Source organism: Clostridium sp. Marseille-Q2269 (genome assembly GCF_943736985.1).
GTDB lineage: Bacteria > Bacillota > Clostridia > Clostridiales > Clostridiaceae > Clostridium_F.
In genome coordinates, this window is the sequence record NZ_CALSFS010000016.1 from 1 (window position 1) to 22781 (window position 22781).

Sequence of the window (22781 nt, forward strand, 5' to 3'; positions counted from 1 at the left end):
CATTAGATGAAGGTTACCTTTTAATATTTGACTTGAGAAAAGCTAAAAACCTAGTAGGTAAGACAGAAGAAAAGAAAATTAATATAGAAAAGACCAATAAAAAAATAATAGAAGTTTATTGTTAAAACAAATAATTAACAAGATATTTTCCCAACCGTTTTTAATTTTGAAGCCTAGCTTAGCCATTGAAATATAAAGGTTAAGCTAGGTTTTTACACTGCATTTCTAAAATTTCATAATCGGTTGGTAAAATTTCTACCAAACCTTGTAAAATCAATGCTTGTATGGTATTATTGATTTTAAGGAATGGCTATTTCACTATGGTTGAACATTAACATAAGATGTATTTAAATGAAGTTTTGCTAGCATATTTACTAGCAAAACCAAAAGTTGAACATTAACATAAGATGTATTTAAATTTCCTCGGTTCTCGGTTCCACTTCACCCCTCAAAGGTTGAACATTAACATAAGATGTATTTAAATATTTATCCATTGATTTTCCAACCTTCAATATCCCTGTTGAACATTAACATAAGATGTATTTAAATAGATTTAACAAGTTGTATATCAGATTATCTAACATGTTGAACATTAACATAAGATGTATTTAAATATTACTAATTCATTATACTTATTATTTTGAGTATGAGTTGAACATTAACATAAGATGTATTTAAATGATTCAAGGGCATTACATTTTAAATCTAATCCTGAAGTTGAACATTAACATAAGATGTATTTAAATATAAACCATTTTCGACCTTCCAATCTTTATATCCACGTTGAACATTAACATAAGATGTATTTAAATAGCAGTATTCCATAAATATTTAAAAAGGAGTTGTTGGTTGAACATTAACATAAGATGTATTTAAATATTCTTGTACTATATATTTAAATATTTTCTTTTGCCGTTGAACATTAACATAAGATGTATTTAAATTTTTATTAGCTTGGTCTTTAGTAATAGAATGGTCTTGTTGAACATTAACATAAGATGTATTTAAATGCTGCTAAAGCTGGACAAATGGATGGTACTTTAGGAGTTCAACATTAACATAAGATGTATTTAAATCTTAGGATTTAATTATAAATAATTCAATAAATTTTAGTTGAACATTAACATAAGATGTATTTAAATTTTATTTCCCTCTTATAAAAGCTATGTAACTAATTGTTGAACATTAACATAAGATGTATTTAAATCTGGTAAAGGTGAAAGTATAGAAAATCAGGTGCAGGTTGAACATTAACATAAGATGTATTTAAATATGGTTATGTAAGATTGAATTAATGTATATAATCCCGTTGAACATTAACATAAGACCAAAATAAAGTCATTGGGGTTTATGTACACTTTTAATTTTTGTTTAATCATAAAGGATAAAAACCAATAAAAGATGAGTTGATGAAATTCATCTTTTATTTTTCTAAATAAAAAGTTGACTAATCAACCTTAAATAAGTAAAATAATATTTATTGGTTAATAAATATAGTAGGTGGTAATAATTATGGAAAAAGATATCATGCATTTTTTAAAGCTGAATAGTAAGATTTTTAGAAACACACAGATATATTTGGATAAGGTTTTAAAAAAATATGAATTGACTAGTGGCTCTTGCCCATATCTATTTATCTTAGAGCGAAATGAAGGTATTAGTCAAAATAAAATAAGCAAAGAAATAGGTAATGATAAGGCCATGTCAGCAAGAACTATTACAAAACTTGTAAAACTAGGATATGTACATAAGAAAGAAAATGAAAAAGATTCTAGAGCTTATAAGTTATATTTAACAGAAAAAGCTAGGAATATTATACCTAAAATTAGAGAAGAAACTCAAATTATGGCTAACCTAATAACAGAAAATTTATCTAAAGAAGAGAAAAGAGTTACTATGGAGTCTTTAGGAAAGATCCTTAGCAATGCTGAAAAATTAACAGGACGAGGAGGAATATAAATGATAGAAACAAAGGATAAAAGTAGATGGTCCATATTAATTATAGTTGTAATGGCAATATTTATGGCTACTTTAGATAGCAGTATTGTAAATGTAGCACTACCTAACATGGCTAAAGAATTAAATGTACCATCATCTAGCATTCAATTGGTAGCAACAAGTTATTTAATAGCTATATCTGCAACAATATTAATCTTCGGTAGATTAGGAGATATGCTTGGAAAAACTAAAATATTTAAGTTTGGAGTGGGTTTATTTACATTTGGATCTTTACTATGTGGAATAACAAGTTCTTTTCCAATGTTAATTATAGCAAGATTAATACAAGCCACTGGTGCAGCTGGAACTATGGCTAATAGCCAAGGAATTATTACAGAAGTGTTTCCTTCAAATGAAAGAGGTAAGGCCCTTGGACTTTCAGGAACTGCTGTAGCATTAGGATCTTTAGTAGGACCTGGACTAGGAGGGTTTATAGTCGGTGCATATAAATGGGAATTTATATTTTTAATAAATATTCCTATTGGATTAATAGCTCTGCTTTGTGCCTTTAAACTATTACCTAAGAGCAATAAAAAATCAAAGGAAAAAATAGATGGGGTAGGTTCTATACTATTTATGTTTAGTATAGTTCCGTTGTTTGTTGCTTTGATTCAAGGACAAAATCTTGGGTTTACTAATCCTATAATTTTATTAGGGTTTATAATAGCGATTATTTCTTTTATAGCATTTATTTTTGTGGAAAAGAAACGAGAAAATCCTTTAATGCAGCTACAAATATTTGAAAATAAATTATTTTCATTAAGTATTTTTTGTGGATTCATATCTTTTGTGGTAATATTTTGCAATAATATTATTCAACCTTTTTATCTTCAAGATGTAATGAAATATACACCACAGTATACTGGTTTAATACTCATGATTTACCCTTTGATATTAACTGTAGTAGCTCCTGTTAGTGGACATTTATCAGATAAAATTGGTTCAGAGATATTAACTTTTATAGGATTAATTCTCATAACAGTAGGATTATTATTAATGGGTACTTTAAATGAAAATTCAAATGTGATAAGCATGGTTATGTTCATTTCTGCTATGTCTATTGGTATGGGATTATTTCAATCTCCAAATAACTCTTTAATAATGTCCACAGTATCTAGAGATAAACTTGGCATTGCAGGAAGTATAAATGCACTTATAAGAAACTTAGGTATGGTATGTGGAATAGCGTTAGCCACAACACTTTTGTATACTAAAATGAGTTCTAAAATAGGACATAAAGTTACAGATTATGTGGCAGGAAGACCTGATGTTTTTATATATGGAATGAAAACTGTATATATAACTTCAGCAATAATCTGTCTTGTGGGGGCTATATTAACATTCTTAAGATTAATAACAAAAAATAAGAAGAATTAAGCTTAGTATAAGTAAAATATATCTGAAATAGAATCATTAAATACCAATAAAGATTAATATTTTTTTCAGTGTATTTAAGATTAATAGCCTATATAAAGCATTAGAGTACAATGCCTTATATAGGTATTTTTAACTTAGCTTAAAATGCATAAATATTTGGTAAGATTCATGTGAAATCAACGATTATATAATCTTCTTAAATTTTTATTATTAAGAAGATATTAAATTGATTTAAATATTTTATCATGATATAATCCTTTAATAAATTAAAAGAATTTTATAATTTAATTTTCTACTGTTTCCCAATTTATAATTATAAGGTTAGAGAGAAAGCCCACAGTTCCAGTTGCATACTGAAAAAAAATAAAAGCTTGGGAAATATTGCAAAGGTGTTTCTAAGGGCTCTTTTATTTTGAGCTAATGTAAATTTTAGGAATTGTTTTAATGAAGAAAGGGAGGAGCATATAGTTTAAAAATAATTTAAAGTTAATATGTTTGATGAAGTAATTGGGGAAATAAAATCAATATCAGAAGAAGAGTTTCAAAAAAATCGAAGACCAATTCATGGGTACACACTACAAGAATATATTTCAAATATGATTCTTTTTAATAAGCAATATAAAGGAAAATTTATTTTAAGTGTAACAATTATAAAGGGATGTAATGACGATGATGAATCTATTAATAAAATAAAAAATGCCATTGACAAAATATCTCCAGATAAAGTAACTGTTCAAACAATAAGTGATGAAAGATTTAAGAAAAAACTTGCTGTTACAGATGAAAAGTTAAAGGAAATTTCAGAAAAACTTGTTTAGATAATATGTTATTCAAAAGCTAAGTTGAACACTGAAAAGTTATGTTTAGTAAAACATAGAGACCACATATGTAATCCAATATGAAATTAAGTTAAATAAAGCATAGCTTAATTAGCCATGCTTCAGATGATTGTTTATAAATGGGCTGTCCCACTAAGAGCAAATTCTACAATATATTGTGTTAACTTTAAATTTGTAAAACAATATATTGTGCTTAAATTCTTTAATGGATAGTCCCTTTATAATGCTTTAATTTATAATGGGATATTTATTGAAAAATATAAATATATGAACACAGACAAATATGCTATAATTACAATAAAAATTAAAGAATTACTTCATGCTTTATTTGAAATAATAATCTAAGGAGGAGATTTATAATGGATATAATAATTTATGTAATAATTGGTACTGCAGCAGGGCTTTTAAGCGGATTATTTGGTATTGGTGGAGGAATAATTATAATTCCTGGTTTAATGTTTTTAAAAGGATTTTCTCAACTAAAAGCTCAAGGGACTTCTCTTATTGCAATGCTTCCACCCGTTGGTATACTTGCATTTATGCAATATTACAAAAAAGGAAATACTAATATACTTGCTGGGGTAATTATATGTATAGCTATGCTTATTAGTGCAAAATTTGGAGGGCAGTTAGCTAATGTACTTCCAGTAAGTGTGATGAAAAAAGCTTTTGGAATATTTGTTATTTTAATTGGTATAAAAATTTTCATAGGAAAATGATTCTTGGGCACCTTATTATTCAAGTAGGAATTGTGAGGTGTTTTTACATAGACTTATTACTTCTATTTATCAGTTAAAATTTAATACTCATATATCTTTAATTTATAATATCAATTTATTATGTAAAAGGATAATACTGTAAAATTTAAAATATGAAATTTGTATACAAGAGAATAAATATATTACAAAATGAAGATAGTAAGATGTTATTATAAATAAAGATCTATATATGCAATTAGTCAAATATAAAATGCACCCCATAGAATAAACAACAAAAAAGTTTAACTATAGGGTGCATTTTACTATTCATTTAAGATCACATTTTTATGAAACAAATGTGTCAAATTTATTTTATGTAAAAAAGCAAGAATGCCCATGGAATACTGCATTTATAAAATAAATATATTTTCCTTTAAAAAGGCCTATGAAATTTGTGAAATTTTAAATTCAATTTTAAAAATATTTCATAAGAATAAATAGTAAATTTGATTATTTTATTCAATAGTTACCAGTATAGTTTTAATCTTGAATGAAACCATTTACCCATGCTTGTTTTTCTTATTTTTTGCTTAATTTTTTTGTGGATTAAAAAATAAAAATGAATTTTTAAAAAAAATACTTGCAATTTATCCTATATTCTGTTTAATATATATATATAATATATATATTTTTTTTGATTTGACTGTTAAAAATGCAAAAGAGAATTTTATACTTGCAAAATTTTAGGGGGATGCGTTAATTATGAATTTTAAAATAAATGCTATGGGGGATTCATCCATAATAATAAATCTAAGTAGCAAAATAAATTTAGATATACATTTAAAAATAAAAGGACTATGCAGATATTTAGATCAGCATCCTTTTGAGGGAATGATAGAATATGTGCCGGCTTTTACAACATTAACTATATTCTACGATCCCTTTAGAGTAATTGAAGCATCCTCGGAGAAAGCCTTAAAATCACCCTTTACTTTATTAAAGGAAAAACTACAAAACATATTAAATAAAATAGACTTACAAATAGAGGACAGACCTCGTACTGTAGAAATTCCTGTTTGCTATGATAAAGAATTTGGACCAGATTTGGATTTTGTAGCAAAGCACAACAATTTATCACCAGAGAAAGTTATAGATATACATTGTAAATTTGAAAATAGAGTGTATATGATAGGTTTTGCACCGGGATTCCCATATCTTGCTGGTATGTCAGAAAAAATAGCTACACCAAGAAGAAAAACTCCAAGATTATCAATTCCAGAGGGTTCTGTTGGAATTGCGGGAAATCAAACAGGGGTATATTCTATATCTACTCCTGGTGGATGGCAGCTTATAGGGAAAACTCCTTTAAAACTTTTTAATACTAAAAATGAAAATCCAAGTCTTCTTTCCTCAGGAGATATAATAAGATTTAAATCCATATCTAAAAAAGAATATTATGAGATAGAAGCTTTGGAGGAATCAATGTAATTATGACTATAGAAATTGAAAAGAGTGGGCTTCTTACTACAATTCAAGATAATGGAAGATATGGATTTAGAAAATACGGAGTAATAGTAAGTGGAGCAATGGATCCTATAGCTATGAGAATATCCAATATTTTAGTTGGAAATGAAGAAGATTCATCAGTATTAGAATCCACACTTATAGGCCCTAATATTAAAATAAATGAAGATTGTTTAATATCAATTTGTGGTGGAGATTTAAGCCCTAAAATAAATGGTATTAATGCTCCAATGTGGAGACCTATATATATTAAAAGTGGAAGTGTTTTAAGTTTTACAGGATGTAAATTAGGAGCTAGAGCTTATATATCTTTTTCTGGATCTTTCAATTTAGATAAAACTTTAGGAAGCAACAGTACCTATATTCGAGCATCAATAGGTGGAATTGAAGGAAGAGCTCTAAAAAATGGAGATGTAATAAATTTAAATACACCTACCACTATAGGTGTGAAAATTATAAATAAGCTTAAAAAAAATATTGATGAGAAAGGGTTTTCTTCTACATCATGGTTTATTGGTAAAAACTTTATATGTAACTATAGTAGTGCTCCTATATTAAGATTCACAAAAGGAGTTCAATTTCATTGTTTTACAGATAAGAGTATAAAAGACTTTTGTAATAATAAATTTAAAATAACTCTTCAGTCAGATAGAATGGGCTATAGATTAAATGGCCCTCAATTATATTTAAAAGAACCTTTAGAATTAATATCTGAAGCTGTAACTTTAGGAACAGTGCAAGTGCCTAAAGATGGGAATCCTATTATTCTTTTAGCAGACGGTCAGACAACTGGCGGGTATCCTAAAATAGCAGATATAGCTTCTATAGACATACCTATTGCAGCTCAATTAAAACCAGGAGATAAAATTACCTTTAGAGAAATTTCTTTGGAAGAAGCACAAAGACTCTATATATTAAGAGAAAAGAAATTAAAATATCTAAAAAATTTAATAAACTTCAAATTTGATTAGGAGGAACTTTTGTGTATAAGGTAGATTTAAATTGCGATATGGGAGAAAGTTTTGGAATCTATAAGTTAGGATATGATGAAGAAATATTAGATTATATAACTTCTGCTAATATAGCTTGTGGATTTCACGCAGGAGATCCTTCTGTAATGAATAAAACGGTAAAGATGGCATTAGAAAAGAATGTTTCTATAGGGGCACATGTTGGATTTATGGATTTAATAGGATTTGGTAGAAGAAACATGGACATGTCTCCTAGGGAGGTGTATGAAATAGTTCTTTATCAAATAGGTGCTTTATATGGATTTGTAAAAGCTGAAGGTGGAACTATAAATCATGTAAAACCTCATGGAGCTTTATATAATATGGCTGCTAAAGATAAAAAATTAGCTGAAGCTATTGCAAAAGCTATATATAAAACAGACGAAAATTTGACTATTTTTGGATTAAGCGGAAGTGAACTAATAACCGCAGGAGAAAAAATAGGATTAAAAACAGCAAACGAAGTTTTTTTAGATAGAACTTATACCAAAGAAGGTACTTTAACACCTAGAAAAGAAGAAAATGCTCTCATAACAAATGAATCTGAAGCTATAAAAAGAGTAATCAGAATGATAAAAGAGGGCAAAGTTACTTCTACTATAGGAAAAGATGTGGCTATTAGAGCAGATACCGTATGTATTCATGGGGATGGAGAAAAATCATTAAATTTTGCTAAAAAAATAAAAAATGCTTTAGAAAAAGAAGGAATAATTTTAAAATAGAGAGGTTGAAGCAAATGGGAAAGATAGATAGAAAAACCTGGAGTACAATTTTAGGCGCGGCTTTTTTAATGGCCACTTCTGCCATAGGACCAGGATTTTTAACTCAAAGTACAGTTTTTACTGAAAAATTAGGTCCTAGTTTTGGATTTATAATTTTAGTTTCTATAATATTTGATATAGGGGCACAATTAAATATATGGAAAATAATAGTAGCTACTAAAAAAAGAGGACAAGATATAGCTAATGAACTACTTCCTGGCCTAGGATATTTTATAGCAGCATTGGTTGTTTTAGGGGGACTGGCTTTTAATATAGGTAACGTTGCTGGTGCTGGCCTTGGACTAAATGTTATGCTTAATATAGATCCTAAAATAGGAGCTTTGATAAGTGCAGTTATAGCTATAGGTATATTTTTGATAAAAGAAGCAGGAAAAGCTATGGATCGTTTTGCACAAACTATGGGATTTATAATGATAATTGTTACAGTATATATAGTTTTTACAGCTCATCCACCAATAGCACAGGCTACTGCAAAAACATTTATGCCCGAACATGTAGATATTATGGCGTTAGTAACTTTGGTAGGTGGAAGTGTAGGAGGATATATAACTTTTGCTGGAGGGCATAGACTTTTAGATTCAGGTTTAGGTGGTAAAAAAGATTTACATAAAGTAAATACAAGCTGTTTTTATGGAATAGGTATTGCCTCCATTATGAGAATTTTCTTATTTTTGGCAACGCTTGGCATAGTTTACCAAGGGCTAAAACTAGATCCTGCAAATCCACCAGCATCTGTATTTAAATTAGCAGCAGGAACTTTAGGATATAAAATATTTGGAATAGTTATGTGGTCTGCTTCTGTAACATCAGTTATAGGTGCTGCATATACTTCTGTATCATTTATAAAAACTTTTAGTAAGTCTATAAATAAAAATGAAAAACATATTATAATACTTTTCATAGTATTATCAACAATAGTATTGTTATTTTTAGGTAAGCCTGTTAAAGTACTAATATTAGTAGGAGCTTTAAATGGACTAATTCTTCCAATTACACTTGGAACAATGTTAATAGCAGTTAATAAAAAAGGTATAGCAGGAGACTACAAACATCCTATGTGGCTTACAGTGTTTGGAGTCATTGTAGTAGTAATAATGTCATACTTAGGAATAAATACATTATTTACTGAAATACCAAAACTCTTTTAAATTTTAAAATAAAGTTTAGTTCATAAGAAGATATAGATAATAATGTAAAATTTAGTTTATAAGAAGATATAGATAATAATGTAAAATTTAGTTTATAAGAAGATATAAATAATAATATAAAGATTTAAATAGTCAGTAACTTCTATAATATATTATCCTAACTGTAAACAGATTAAGAAATAAAAATTTGTTAGTAAAGGGAGATATAATTATAAGGAGGCTGACTATTTTTATTTTACTACTATTAACCTTAACTACACTTGTATTATAAAAATATAGTATATATTTACTCAATGAATCATGGTTATAGCACTGCTATATAAAGAAAATTATTCTATTTAATAAAGGTTTTACTTACATTCATTTGTTTTTATGTGATAAAATAATAGATGTACCCTTACTTTAGGCGTACTAGAAAGGGGGGAGGGAATTATGTCCATATATAAATTACTGGATTTTAGTAAACTTCCTGATTATATTGCACTATCTGAAAGTGGAAAGCGCAATAGGCTAACTGTTCATAATTGGCATGGAGAAAAGTGCACCTTTAAACAAACACAGAAAGAAGAATTTAACTCAATTCAGTGTGCATATCAGCGTTTAGTCAGTCTTAATCAATCAATACAAAGTCATATTGCTAAAAAGTATTATTATGGTTGTATGCCTTGAAATGACAAATGTTTCGTTTAACTATTATAGGATACAGACACTTTAGAAATGAAAAAATAAAATATAGAACTAAAATTATTTATGAAATGTTCTATGTGAATTATATGAATAATGGCATGTAAACGTTATTTTAAAAGGCTATTTTCTGAAGATAAAGTCCACATAGTTAGAACCATGAACATTTTCATAAAATCTAAATTAATTTAGGAGGCATATAAAATGGTTATATTAAATCAGAATGTTAAACATAGTATTTTTGGGGTAGGAGTTATTACAGGAGTAAAAGACCATAGAATAAGTGTGAAGTTTAAAGAGAACATAGGAACAAAAATTTTCTTATATCCTGAAGCATTTCCAAAATATTTAATGGCCGTAAATGAAACAGTAGAAAATTATTTGCAGGAGGAATTAAGTATAAAACAAGAAAAGATACGATTAGAACGTGAAGAAAAAGAACGTGAAGCTGCTGAATTAGAAGAGAAAATAGAAAAAATATCAGTTGGCAAAAAGAAATCAGAAACAGGATCAAAGAAAAAGAAATCTTAAAATTAACTATAGTTATTTTTTATTTAGTAATTAAAGTATGGCAAAATATTCTTAAAAGATAATTATGATTTAGCTTTTAAGATAGAAAATGTTATTAGAGAAAAATACAATTTAAAATAACATTAAAATTAAAAAAGCGCAAGTTAATTTTATGCCGCATTATTCTAATTGAATTTTGCGGTATTTTTTATGGTAGTATATAAATCTCTTCAAGGGAATAATATATTTCAAATAGTTTCAGGAATATATTTGAAATATATTATATAATTGATAAAAAGTTATATTAATACATTTATGCTTACAGAGGTGATACAGAAGTGGAAATTTGGATTGCTATGATAATTATGTGTTTGTTAATTCCAGTTATAATGCTTGGATTTGGTAAATACTTTGTTAAAAATCCACCAGGAAAAATTAATGATCTATTTGGATATCGAACTTATATGTCTATGAGAAACAAAGACACTTGGGAGTTTGCACATAAGTATTGTGGAAAGTTGTGGGTGATCATAGGAAAGGTTATGCTTGGTGTTTCTATATTAGCTATGTTATCTGTAATTAGAAAAGACAAAAATTTTATATTAGTTTTTGGTGGAATAGTTTCTGCAATACAAACCATTGTGTTAATTGGTTCTATTATTCCTACAGAGAAAGCATTAAAGAGGACTTTTGATATACATGGTAATAGAAAAAAATAGTATTATTCTAGGACGGAAATATTAATATAGTATTCATTATATATAATGAAAAAGGGAGAGTGTATTATGATAGAAAATGCTAATATTAAGAAATTAGGAATGGGAAGTTTAGCTCTGCCAATTGCTTTATTTGCAATAATATTTTCATTTACTATTATAAAAAGTAAGAGTGTGGGACAATATATCTTAGGGGCATTGGGAATAAGGTTTCCATTTATGATAATTTCTATAGCTTTATTTATTTTGGCGGTATTTATTGGATATAAACATAAAAGCTATCGTTATGCTAAAATTGGAGCAAAAATAGCTATAGGTCTATTGATAGTATGTGGCTTACTGACAATTGTATCTACAATATTTTAATATAGTAAGAACATAAATTTAAAAGTGTGGTAAATAAACTAATATTACTGTCAGTTGACAATAATCCATTAAGTCAAATGTTTAGTTATATAAAAAGCTTATTTGTTACTAAATCATAGTATTTTATGTCATAGTATTTATAGAAAATAATAAAAACTTTGAATCACCCTGATTATTAAAAGTTAAATAATCAGGGTGGTTTTAAGTTGGTGACCATTATGGGATATAATTACACTGTAGTGAGAAATACAGAAAAAAGAGAACAATATTTAAATCCTAATGTAAATTTGTAGCTAATGCTGAGAATGTATTTTATTATGTATCAAAATATTATAAAATTAAAAATAATATAACTATAAAATAATTTTAAATATTTAAAAGGTATATAAGGAGGAGAATATGTTAGAAAAAAAGAATTACGCAAATGGCCAAAAGGTTTATACATATGATAAAAATAAACTTACCTATTATTATAAAAGTGGGAAAATAAAAGCAGAAGGTATTTTTCAAAATGATGAAATGCAAGGTGAATGGAAGTTCTACAGAGAATCTGGACAGTTATCTCAAATAGGTAATTTTAAGAATAATGAGAAGCATGGCAAGTGGATAAGATTTGATAAAAATCATAAAGAGGAATACAATGAGGAATTTAATGATGGAAAATTAGTTAAATCAAAATAGTAAAATTTATTAATTTAAAAAATCGTTCTGTTTTAAACCAGTGTTTATAATAGAACGTATAAAAGTGGATAAATTAATTTGTCCACTTTACTCCTTAATCCTAATAATTTAAGATTGTTCATAAACTATTAGGATTAAGAAGTAAAGTGGAATTTATATATTTCGGTTATCTTTAAACTGAGCACAATAAAAATCAAAACTAATCAAAAAACTTCCCCTTATAAAAATTCTCATTGTCAAGTTTCTTTGCTGTCAGCCTGAACATGACGCAGCCATCTGGGCATACAATGTCTTTACTATATTTACTATTGCCACCAATGTTCTCTAAATCTCCGCCACTTCTGACCGCCTCCATGATTGGGAACATAATCATCATAACCTTGGAACAGATACCCTGTCCATCAGAATTTATGGGACAGCCATAGGTGCATGTATACTTATCCCCCACTTCCTCGCCGTTTCGGCAGTACCGTTCTGTATGGTCACTGTGAAGAAACCCAGTTACCTCAATTTCAAATTTGTACTCCTCATCATACCATTTTTTCATGACTAACCTCCAAATTCTAATTTATCCAGCAGTTTAATAAACAGCTCACTGGCATAATAATACTATTGTTCAATATTTTATATTCTCATTATACATAATTCATGGATTATAATTCTAGTAATTATGTAAATAAAATAGAAGTCATCCTGCCTGTGCATAAAGAAAAGTAAGTAATCTTAATATAATATGTGAAATTAGCTGTTACATTTATCATATATTAATAGTAGTAGATAGATTTTTTATAAATCACAATATTCTACTACAAAGGATGATAATTATGAAATTAACTAATGAGTTATGGTTTCGTGGTGAAATTGTAACGCCTGATGACATGGGATATGAAGAAGGTAGACAAGTATGGAATAGGGCAATACAAAAATATCCAATAGCCATATTATACTGTACTAGCAGAGAAGATGTTGTAAGTGCATTAAGATTTTGTATTATGAAAAATATTGATTTTAGAATAAGATCTGGTGGACACAACTATGAGGGATACTCAATTGGAAATAATATTATAGTAATAGATGTAAGTAGAATGAAGAAAATAACTATAAATGAATCAAACAATACAGTAAAAATACAATCAGGAGTACAAAATACAGATATTTATGAATATCTAGGTTCAAGAGGATATCCTTTCCCTGGTGGAACCTGTCCAACTGTTGGAGTAGCAGCATACACTTTAGGTGGGGGATGGGGTTTGTCTTGTAGACTATTTGGTTTAGGCTTAGATAATGTAATGGAATTTGAACTTGTAGATTACAGGGGGAAAATAATTATTGCAAATAGAGATTGTAATAGTGATCTATTTTGGGCGTTAAGAGGATCTGGAGGAGGAAACTTTGGAATAGTTACTTCATTAACATTTAGATTACCACCAAAATTTAATAAGGTAACTGTATTTACAATATATTATCCTAATACTACTGCTTTAGAACAAGCAAATATTATGGATGTATTTCAAAATTTATATAAAACATTAGATAGAAGAGTAAATATGAGAGCAAGTTTTTACAATTCTAAAGCTGAGCGTGTAGCAGCATTTATTATAGGATTATTTTATGGAGATGTAGAAGAGTTAAAGAAAATATTAAAACCTTTATTAGTATTACCAAAAGCTGAAGCTGATTTTCAATATACAACTTTTTTAAATGCTATAAGAGAAATTGAGAGCATATATCCAGATAGTGAAAAATTTAAATCTACAGGCACATTTCAAGATACAATATATTCAAAATGTGAGCTGTTAAAATTAGCATCTTCTATTCAACAAAAACCCATAGGTTCAGTATATGCTGCAGTGACTTTTTATGGATTAGGTGGAGCAGTGAAGGATAAAGGAAAGCATGAAACAGCATTTTATTATAGAGATTCTAATTATATTATAGGAATACAATCAGTATGGGAAGATTCTATCTATGCTAAAGAAAATAAACAATGGGTAAATAGCAGATTAGATTATATAAAAACTATAACAAAAGGTTTATTTGTTAATTTCCCATATAGCTCGTTAAAAAATTATGAAGAAGAATATTATGGTGGAAATGTATGGGGATTAAGATGTGTAAAGGCTAAATATGATCCATGTAACATCTTTAATTATCCTCAATCTATAAAAGAATAATTTTACCGCTCACAGGCCTCGGCCTGTGAGTCTTTTATTTATATAAAAATTAAAAATATTAAATATGATTGAAAATTTGATTTGAATCATATTTTATTTATCTTTATGAATATATAATAAGTTCATAAATTAAATCAAGCAACTTGAAGAAAAACAAACTTGAAAATAAAATTCTAAAGACAAAGGAGAATTTCAATGACAAATAATAAGGCTAAGTTACATAATACATGGACAGGATTTAAAGATTGCATAGTATTTAATAAAATTAAAGAAGATGAGGCAGTTATATCCTTATATTTAAGATCATTGGATGGAAGCAAACTTCCTGAGTTTATAGCAGGACAATTTATAGCTATTAGGATTAAAAATAAAGATAACACTTTCACTAAGCCTAGACAATATACATTATCTATGAAGTCCAATGGAGAATTTTACAGAATAAGTGTAAAGAAACAAGGAAAGGGTTCTTTAAGTGAAAGGTTATGCAATGATGTGAAGGTAGGAGGCACCATTCAGATTACGGCACCAATTGGAAAGTTCATATTAAAACATGGCAAAAAACCATTGGTTTTAATAGGAGGAGGAATTGGTATAACACCAATGCTTACAATGGCTAATGAAGCCATAAATACAGGTAGGAAAATACATTTTATTTATAGTGTACCTAATTCGAAAAATCATAGTTTTAAAGAAGAAATAGAAAAATTATGTGAAAATGATAATTTTAAAAGTAATACATTCTATACACGTCCTTGTGAAAATGATGAATTAAAAGAAAATTTTTATATAGAGGATAGAATGACAAAAAAATGGATGATAGATAACTTATCAAAGGATGGAGAATTTTATTTTTGTGGACCAACACCATTCATGAAGGATATCTACCATAATTTAATATCAATGGGTACAGAAAAACAGTATATAAACTTTGAAATGTTTGAAGCAGGAGAAGATATAACAAAAAAATAAATCATTAAAAAATTAGGAGGCAATATATTATGTTTGATTATATAAAAGGTGAAAACAAGACTTTTAAAAATTTAATAAATGGACAATGGGTTAGCAGTATAAGTGGAAATTTTATAGATGTAAAATCACCTATTGATAATTCATTATTAGGTAGAGTACCAGCTATGACAAAAGAAGAGGTAGACAATGCAGTACACACTGCTAAACAGGCTCAAAATAGGTGGAAAAATGTAACGGTAAATGAGAAAGCAGAAATATTATACAAAGCAGCAGAGATTTTACTAAACAATATAGAAGAGCTATCAGAAATTATGATGATGGAAATTGCTAAAGATAGAAAAAGTTGCAGATCAGAAGTTTCTAGAACAGCAGATTTTATAAAGTTTACAGCAGATACAGCTAAAAATTTATCAGGTAAAAGTATTCCTGGAGACAGTTTCCCAGGCTTTAAAAATAATAAAGTAGCAATTGTAAAAAGAGAACCATTGGGTGTTGTACTTGCCATATCTCCATTTAATTATCCTGTAAATTTATCAGCTTCTAAAATAGCACCAGCATTAATGGCAGGAAATTCAGTTATATTAAAACCTGCTACTCAAGGAAGTTTATGTGGATTATATTTAGCAAGAATATTTGAAGAAGCAGGAGTTCCTGCTGGAGTGTTAAACACAGTTACAGGTAGAGGCAGTGAAATAGGAGACTATCTTACTGGTCATAAAGGAATAGATTTTATAAATTTCACAGGTAGTACAGAAATAGGAGCTAGAATTTCAAAAATTACTAGTGGAGTACCTCTTTTAATGGAGTTAGGAGGTAAGGATGCAGCTATAGTTTTAGAAGATGCTGATTTAGAATTAGCAGCAAGTAATATTGTTGCAGGTGGATATTCATATTCAGGTCAAAGATGTACAGCAGTGAAGAGAGTTCTAGTAGTAGATAAAATAGCAGATAAACTGGTGGAAAAAATCAAAGAAAAGATAAAAAAGCTTACTGTAGGAAATCCTTTAGAAAAAGATGCAGATATTGTACCACTTATTAATTCTAAAGAAGCAGACTTTGTTTATGAATTAATAAAAGAAGCAAAAGAAAAAGGTGCAGATTTAGTTGTAGGAGGAAAAAGACAAAGTAATTTAATTTATCCAACACTTTTTGATAATGTTACAACAGACATGAGACTTGCATGGGAAGAACCATTTGGTCCAGTAATTCCAGTTATAAGAGTAAAAAATAAAGATGAAGCTATAGAAATAGCTAATAAATCAGAATATGGACTTCAAAGTGCTGTATTTACAGAAAATATCAATGATGCCTTTTATGTATCTGATAAGTTATAAGTAGGAACAATTCAAGTAAATAATAAAACAGAAAGAGGGCCAGATCATTTTCCTTTCCTTGGTGTAAAATCTTCTGGTATGGGAACTCAAGGAATAAGATATTCAATTGAATCTATGTCTAGACCTAAGGCAATTGTAGTAAATTTTAAGAATAAATAAGAAATTGTTGGAGGGGTTAATATGAAAATTATTTATGTAAGTCAAACAGGAAATACAGAAAAAATGGCAAATTTAATACTAAAAGGAATAGAATCAGCAGGGAAAAAAGCTGAATTAGTAGAAGTGTCATCAATATCACTTGATGATGCAAAAAATGAGGAAGTACTTATTTTAGGATGCTCAGCTTATGGAGCTGAACAATTAGAAGAAAATGAAATGGAACCTTTGGTTCAATCATTAGAAGGAAATATAAAAAGAAAAAAAGTTGCACTATTAGGTTCATGGGGATGGGACAATGGTGAATGGATGACAGAATGGGAAAAGAGAATGGAATCATATGGAGCTGTATTGATAAGTGAAGGTTTAATAGTACAAGAATCCCCAGAAGGTGAAGGGGAAGATAAATGCGTAAGTTTTGGAAAATTAATAGCAAAATCAAAATAAACATCTAAAATTATATAAATTCTCCTTTAATATTGTATATATTATAGTGGGGCTGTGGCACTAAGAATAAATCCTCCAATATATTGTGTTAACTTTAAACTTGTAAAACAATATATTATGGTTGAATTCTTCAATGCCGCAGTTCCACTTTGTATTATCTCTTAAAATTATAATAGAAATTGTATTATTTTTTAAGATTATAATAAAAAGTGTGTATTTGTTTAATATTAAAACTATAATCTAATATGATTTAATAAATATAGTATGTAAAAATTTTAATTACAATTAAATTTAATAATCTGTTAAAGTAATTTTAGCTATACCTCTATTACTCATAAATAAAGTATAATAAATATAATTCTAACAATCCATTAAAACTATTATGATAAAATATTTAAGTTTAATTATTAACATATGTTACAGATATGATGAAAATAATATATTAAACTTTAAATTATTAATATGATAAAAATATATAAATAAAGGAGAGGGTGGATGTTATGAATAATAATTGTGGTAATTGCTGTAATAGCTGTAGAGGGCAGCTTTGTGCAAGTAAGGTTTCAATATTTGAAAATCTTAATAATGAGGAATTACTAGAGATTGTAAAAACCATTAATCATAAGGAGTATGCTAAAGGTGACACTATTTTTACAGAAGGAAATGTAGCAAATACACTTTATTTTATAAATGAAGGAAATATAAAATTATATAAATATACTAAAGATGGGAAGGAACAAATATTACATATTCTTTCAGAGGGAGAGTTTTTTGGAGAGTTAGATTTAATAAAGCCTTCTAAATACGGATTTAATGCAAAAGCCATAGTAAATTCTAAAATGTGTACTCTTACTAAAGATGAAATGAAAGATATAATTATGAGAAAGCCAGAGATTGGAATAAAGGTATTAGAAACTGTAGGGGCTAGAGTGGCAGAAGTAGAAAATCTTGTGCAGAATCTTGCAACTAATGACGTTGATTCAAGACTAGCTTATTTATTAACAGATTTAATGGAAAAATATGGAGAAGTAGCAGAAAACTGTATATCTATAAAATTACCACTATCAAGAGAAGATATGGCCAATTATATAGGTGTAACAAGAGAAACTATAAGCAGAAAATTAAAAAAATTTGAGGATGAAAAGTTAATAAAAATAGTAGGATCAAAAAAAATTATAATTTTAGATGAAGAAGGTTTAAAAGATTATATTTAAAACAAATTTAAATGTAAAGATTTTTAATATTTTTTTAAGAAAATTTGGAGTTACTATATATAAACACACCTTAACTTGTTAGTTGTTTACTAGCAGTGAAGGTGTGTTTTTATATAAAATTAAAAAACTTATAAATTCTTTAGATTTTTATAAGGGAAATCTTAATATTTAGAATTTATAATAAACTTAGAAAGTAATAAGAAGCAGTAGTATTAAATATTTCTAATTAAAAAGGAGATTGGTTATTATGAAGGGGATAAAATTCTTAGTGGAATATTTTAGATCACCAAGAACCGTAGGGGCTATAGCACCAAGTTCTGAGAAACTTGCAGAAAAAATGGTGATAGATATAGATTTTAATAATGCAAATTGTATAGTTGAATATGGTCCTGGTACAGGGGTATTTACTGATAAGATTGTAGAAAGAAAAAGGGATGATACATTATTAATATTAGTAGAATATAATGAAAAGTTTTGTAAGGAACTAGAAAAGAAATATAATAGTAATCATAATGTCATAATAATAAAGGATTCTGCTGAAAATATAGATGTATATTTAAAAAAATACAATATTATAAAGGTAGATTATGTGGTTTCTGGATTACCTTTTGCTAGTTTACCTAAAAATGTTTCAAATAAAATATTGGACAAAACAAAACATATGTTAAAACAAGATGGATTATTTATTACGTTTCAATACACTCTTATTAAGAAAAAATTTATTTCAGATTATTTCAAAAAAATAGAATGGAAAAGAGTTTTACTAAATGTACCACCAGCCTATGTTTTAAAATGTAAAGTTTGTTGATAGTAAAGTCATACTTATGGTAAATAAAATCACAAACCTAATGTAACTTTCTCACATCTATAGCCATATTATAAAATGTAAAGATTATTAAAGTGGTGAAAAGGATGTATTTATACCCAATGACAGATTTTTATAATGATAACTTTTATAACATGAATAAATCTATACAGGAAATAAATGCGCCTAACATTTATGAAGTTCCTTCAGAAGCTTTAGGCATAGACCCAGATTCTATATATACTGAATACAGAGAAATGAATGAAGAAAGTCAAGATACAGAAGCAGATACAGGAGTAGATGCAGATTCTAGGTATGCTGAATACAGATATGTAGATAATGAGCATGAGGATGGTATGTTTAGAATTACTCAATCAGAAATGGCTCTAAGAGAGATGTTTCGTATGCTTTGGGAACAACATTCAGTTTGGACAAAATTGGCTACAATGGCTATAGCACAAGGTTCACCAGCTGAAGAGTTAGTTGTAGCTAGACTACTTAGAAATCCTAAAGATTTTGAGGAAGCTTTAAGACCTTTTTATGGTGATGACATAGCTGCTGAATTTAGCAGATTGCTTACAGAACATCTTACTATAGCAGCAGAAATTGTTAGAGCATCAAAGGCAGGAAATAATAATGCAGCAGAAGAAGCTGAAAGAAGATGGTACCAAAATGCAGATGAAATAGCAGAATTACTTGCTAGAATTAATCCTAACTGGAATGAGAACGATTGGAAGACAATGCTACATGAACATTTAGAACTTGTTAAAGCTCAGGCCGTGGCTATACTTACATCAGATTATGAAAACAGTATTTCAATATATGATGAAATGGAAGCTCAAGCCTTAGAAATGGCAGATATGATGTCAGAAGGAATTATAAAACAGTTTCCAGAAAGATTTACAGAATAATTTTTTAAAAATATGTTATTAAAACCTATCTTAAAACTATTAAATTGTGAAGAGTTAAGATAGGTTTTTATTTTATTAAATAATTAGGTTGGCTGTTCTAATTATAGTTAAATTTACATAACATCAGAATAAATATTATTTAGATTTTATGCTGGTTAGAAAGTCAGCTTTTTTTATTCTAATAGGGGTAACTGGTTCACCGTAAAAATTTATTGCTTCTCCTAATACTTCACAACCAAGTTTTTTCAATATTAGTACTGTGGTATCTCTTGCATCTATAAAAATTTCTTCCATACCAAGTTTGAAAATCTGTTTTAGGGAGAATATGGCCATATCCGTACCAATGCCTAAACCACGTAGTCCGTTATCTACTGCAAATCTTCCCCAATGCCATTTATCATTTTCACACCAAGCAGCCACAATTCCAACAATGTCTTTCTCTACTCTTGCACAGCACCAAATTTGCTGAAAATCTTTATTTATAGGTATCAATTCTTCAGGAATATTTTGTTCGTAAGTAAATATTTCTGTGGCTAATTTAATTGCATCCTCCATGTGGTTAGGAGATAGTTTTTCTATTATTATTCCAGGACCATTATTTTTCTTTTTTTTATTCAATATAATCACTACCTTTATTCATAATATAAATGAGATTATTATATTATATAGGTGTAAATACTGCAATACATAAGATTATGCATATGATTAAATTACTCTCTAATACTTTTTTCTTTTTTAGAAAAACAATTCTTTTATGCATAGGTATAATTGAGAATATAAGTATTATTAAAGTTACTATAAAAGTAGTATAATAATTAAAAAGCTTGTTGAGATAGGAGGAAATAAAAATGAAATTAACATTAAGTAAGTTCCCAAAGGATTTTTTGTGGGGGTCAGCATCAGCTGCTTACCAAGTAGAAGGAGCTTGGAATGAAGATGGAAAAGGAATGTCTATATGGGATGAGTATGTAAGAATTCCAGGCACAACTTATAAAAATACAGATGGGAATGTGGCTGTTGATCACTATCATAGATATAAAGAAGATGTTAGACTTATGAAAGAAATGGGCTTAAAAGCATATAGATTTTCCATATCTTGGCCTCGTGTATTTCCAGAAGGAAGAGGAAAAATAAATGAAAAAGGCATAAAGTTTTATGAAGATTTAGTAGATGAATTAATTAAAAATAATATTGAGCCAGTAATTACTTTATATCATTGGGATCTACCAAAAGCATTGCAAGATTTATATGGTGGATGGGAATCAAGAGAAATAATTGATGATTTTAATAATTACTGTGTAGAAATGTTCAAACGTTTCAAAGATAAAGTTAAGTATTGGGTAACTTTAAATGAGCAAAATATATTTATTAAATTAGGATATTTACAAGCAATACATCCACCTAAAGTTACAAATGAAAAGAGAATGTATGAAGCTAATCATATTGCAAGTTTAGCCAATGCAAAGGCCATTGCATCATTTAGAAAGATAATACCAAATGGAAAAATAGGGCCTAGTTTTGCTTATAGTCCAAATTATCCTGCCACTTCAAATCCAGAAGATGTTACAGCTTTTGAAAATGCAGAAGAACTAATTAATTATTGGTGGATGGATGTATATGCTAAAGGAGAATATCCTAAATGGGCATGGACATATTTAAGTAAAAAAGGAATGGCACCAACTGTTGAAAAAGAAGATTTTGATTTATTAAAAGCAGGAACACCAGATTTTATGGGTGTTAATTATTATCAGACCACTACTGTAAAGAGAAATCATTCAGAGGAAGAAATAGTTTTTCAGATGAATACAACTGGTAAAAAAGAAACAAGCAAAGCCTTTGGAGAACCTGGAATTTACATAACTACAACTAATTTAAATCTTAAAACTACAGATTGGGATTGGACAATAGATCCAGAGGGCTTAAAAATAGGACTAAGAAGAATAACAAGTAGGTATAATCTACCAACCTTAATTACTGAAAATGGGCTAGGTGCCTTTGATAAACTTGAAGAAGGGGACATAGTAAATGATGATTATAGAATAGAATATTTAAAGCATCATATAGAAGCATGCAGACAGGCCATAACAGATGGAGTAGAGCTTATTGGATATTGTACTTGGTCTTATACAGATTTATTGAGCTGGCTTAATGGATATCAAAAAAGATATGGTTTTGTATATGTAAATCGTGAAGAAAATGACGAAAAGGACCTAAGAAGAATCAAAAAGAAAAGTTTCTATTGGTATAAAAAAGTTATAGAAACTAATGGAGAAACTTTGTAGTGTGAAATTATAGAATTTAAACATTAGAAATTTCATATAAGAGATAAATATTCATGTGGCTTTATATAAACTTAGTAGATAAAAATTTTATAATAAACCATAGTGAATAATGATTTAAATTCAATATATAATTTTTGTAGGATATTTTATAAATCT

General features: G+C 28.0%; 19 protein-coding genes, 3 pseudogenes and 1 CRISPR repeat array. Of the genes and pseudogenes, 20 read left to right on the forward strand and 2 right to left on the reverse strand.

The genetic code is table 11. From position 1 onward, the window contains the following. Nucleotides 1-323: 323 nt before the first annotated feature. Nucleotides 324-1338: a CRISPR direct-repeat array (repeat unit 30 nt; unit sequence GTTGAACATTAACATAAGATGTATTTAAAT). 174 nt (nucleotides 1339-1512) lie between these two features. The 12 genes and pseudogenes from NGI68_RS14735 to NGI68_RS14790 all read left to right on the forward strand — a co-directional run bounded on the left by NGI68_RS14735 (nucleotide 1513) and on the right by NGI68_RS14790 (nucleotide 12333). After that, nucleotides 1513-1959, forward strand: coding sequence for a MarR family winged helix-turn-helix transcriptional regulator (locus NGI68_RS14735; protein WP_251862205.1), 447 nt, complete (start codon nucleotides 1513-1515; stop codon nucleotides 1957-1959). Next, nucleotides 1960-3375: an MFS transporter gene (locus NGI68_RS14740; RefSeq protein ID WP_251862206.1), complete on the forward strand. Its 1416-nt coding sequence runs from the start codon at nucleotides 1960-1962 to the stop codon at nucleotides 3373-3375. It begins immediately after the preceding gene. 488 nt (nucleotides 3376-3863) lie between these two features. After that, nucleotides 3864-4193 (forward strand): annotated as a pseudogene (locus tag NGI68_RS14745) (radical SAM protein); the annotation flags it as partial. A 377-nt stretch (nucleotides 4194-4570) separates the two neighbouring features. Next, nucleotides 4571-4933 (forward strand): TSUP family transporter, encoded by a 363-nt coding sequence (locus tag NGI68_RS14750; RefSeq protein ID WP_251862275.1) that lies wholly within the window; start codon nucleotides 4571-4573, stop codon nucleotides 4931-4933. Nucleotides 4934-5674: 741 nt separating this feature from the next. Continuing rightward, a complete protein-coding gene (gene pxpB / locus NGI68_RS14755; protein ID WP_251862207.1) occupies nucleotides 5675-6400 on the forward strand; it encodes a 5-oxoprolinase subunit PxpB in 726 nt (241 codons plus the stop codon). 2 nt (nucleotides 6401-6402) lie between these two features. Further along, nucleotides 6403-7407, forward strand: a complete 1005-nt coding sequence (locus NGI68_RS14760; RefSeq protein ID WP_251862208.1) for a 5-oxoprolinase subunit C family protein — start codon at nucleotides 6403-6405, stop codon at nucleotides 7405-7407. An 11-nt stretch (nucleotides 7408-7418) separates the two neighbouring features. After that, nucleotides 7419-8168, forward strand: coding sequence for a 5-oxoprolinase subunit PxpA (locus tag NGI68_RS14765; protein WP_251862209.1), 750 nt, complete (start codon nucleotides 7419-7421; stop codon nucleotides 8166-8168). A 14-nt stretch (nucleotides 8169-8182) separates the two neighbouring features. Beyond that, nucleotides 8183-9376 carry an NRAMP family divalent metal transporter gene (locus tag NGI68_RS14770; protein WP_251862210.1) on the forward strand — a complete coding sequence of 398 codons (1194 nt, stop codon included), beginning with the start codon at nucleotides 8183-8185 and terminating at the stop codon, nucleotides 9374-9376. A gap of 888 nt (nucleotides 9377-10264) precedes the next feature. Beyond that, a complete protein-coding gene (locus NGI68_RS14775; protein WP_251862211.1) occupies nucleotides 10265-10591 on the forward strand; it encodes a hypothetical protein in 327 nt (108 codons plus the stop codon). 317 nt (nucleotides 10592-10908) lie between these two features. Beyond that, entirely contained in the window at nucleotides 10909-11289 is a 381-nt protein-coding gene (locus NGI68_RS14780; protein WP_251862212.1) for an SdpI family protein, read from the forward strand. A 66-nt stretch (nucleotides 11290-11355) separates the two neighbouring features. After that, nucleotides 11356-11652: a hypothetical protein gene (locus NGI68_RS14785; protein ID WP_251862213.1), complete on the forward strand. Its 297-nt coding sequence runs from the start codon at nucleotides 11356-11358 to the stop codon at nucleotides 11650-11652. Nucleotides 11653-12051: 399 nt separating this feature from the next. Further along, complete coding sequence (locus tag NGI68_RS14790) at nucleotides 12052-12333, forward strand: toxin-antitoxin system YwqK family antitoxin (RefSeq protein WP_251862214.1); 282 nt, start codon at nucleotides 12052-12054, stop codon at nucleotides 12331-12333. 199 nt (nucleotides 12334-12532) lie between these two features. On the opposite strand, the gene NGI68_RS14795 is transcribed toward NGI68_RS14790, so the two are convergent. After that, the gene (locus NGI68_RS14795; protein WP_251862215.1) at nucleotides 12533-12880 is read right to left on the reverse strand and encodes a TIGR04076 family protein; all 348 of its coding nucleotides are present in this window, start codon (nucleotides 12878-12880) and stop codon (nucleotides 12533-12535) included. A 277-nt stretch (nucleotides 12881-13157) separates the two neighbouring features. Between NGI68_RS14795 and NGI68_RS14800 the strand changes: the two genes are divergently transcribed. The 7 genes and pseudogenes from NGI68_RS14800 to NGI68_RS14830 all read left to right on the forward strand — a co-directional run bounded on the left by NGI68_RS14800 (nucleotide 13158) and on the right by NGI68_RS14830 (nucleotide 20343). Next, entirely contained in the window at nucleotides 13158-14507 is a 1350-nt protein-coding gene (locus tag NGI68_RS14800; RefSeq protein WP_251862216.1) for an FAD-binding oxidoreductase, read from the forward strand. A gap of 195 nt (nucleotides 14508-14702) precedes the next feature. Next, entirely contained in the window at nucleotides 14703-15476 is a 774-nt protein-coding gene (locus NGI68_RS14805) for an FAD-binding oxidoreductase (protein ID WP_251862217.1), read from the forward strand. 29 nt (nucleotides 15477-15505) lie between these two features. Then, nucleotides 15506-16969 (forward strand): annotated as a pseudogene (locus NGI68_RS14810) (NADP-dependent glyceraldehyde-3-phosphate dehydrogenase). A gap of 21 nt (nucleotides 16970-16990) precedes the next feature. Beyond that, the gene (locus NGI68_RS14815; RefSeq protein WP_251862218.1) at nucleotides 16991-17413 is read left to right on the forward strand and encodes a flavodoxin; all 423 of its coding nucleotides are present in this window, start codon (nucleotides 16991-16993) and stop codon (nucleotides 17411-17413) included. A gap of 500 nt (nucleotides 17414-17913) precedes the next feature. Further along, on the forward strand, nucleotides 17914-18627 hold the full coding sequence (locus tag NGI68_RS14820) for a Crp/Fnr family transcriptional regulator (protein WP_251862219.1): 714 nt from the start codon (nucleotides 17914-17916) through the stop codon (nucleotides 18625-18627). 247 nt (nucleotides 18628-18874) lie between these two features. After that, a complete protein-coding gene (locus NGI68_RS14825; protein WP_251862220.1) occupies nucleotides 18875-19435 on the forward strand; it encodes a class I SAM-dependent methyltransferase in 561 nt (186 codons plus the stop codon). A 119-nt stretch (nucleotides 19436-19554) separates the two neighbouring features. Then, nucleotides 19555-20343, forward strand: a complete 789-nt coding sequence (locus tag NGI68_RS14830) for a LysM peptidoglycan-binding domain-containing protein (protein ID WP_251862221.1) — start codon at nucleotides 19555-19557, stop codon at nucleotides 20341-20343. Nucleotides 20344-20478: 135 nt separating this feature from the next. Here NGI68_RS14830 and NGI68_RS14835 read toward each other — a convergent pair. Continuing rightward, nucleotides 20479-20931, reverse strand: a pseudogene (locus NGI68_RS14835) (GNAT family N-acetyltransferase); the annotation flags it as partial. Between the two features lie 260 nt (nucleotides 20932-21191). Between NGI68_RS14835 and NGI68_RS14840 the strand changes: the two are divergent. Then, a complete protein-coding gene (locus NGI68_RS14840; protein WP_251862223.1) occupies nucleotides 21192-22625 on the forward strand; it encodes a glycoside hydrolase family 1 protein in 1434 nt (477 codons plus the stop codon). Nucleotides 22626-22781 lie beyond the last annotated feature (156 nt).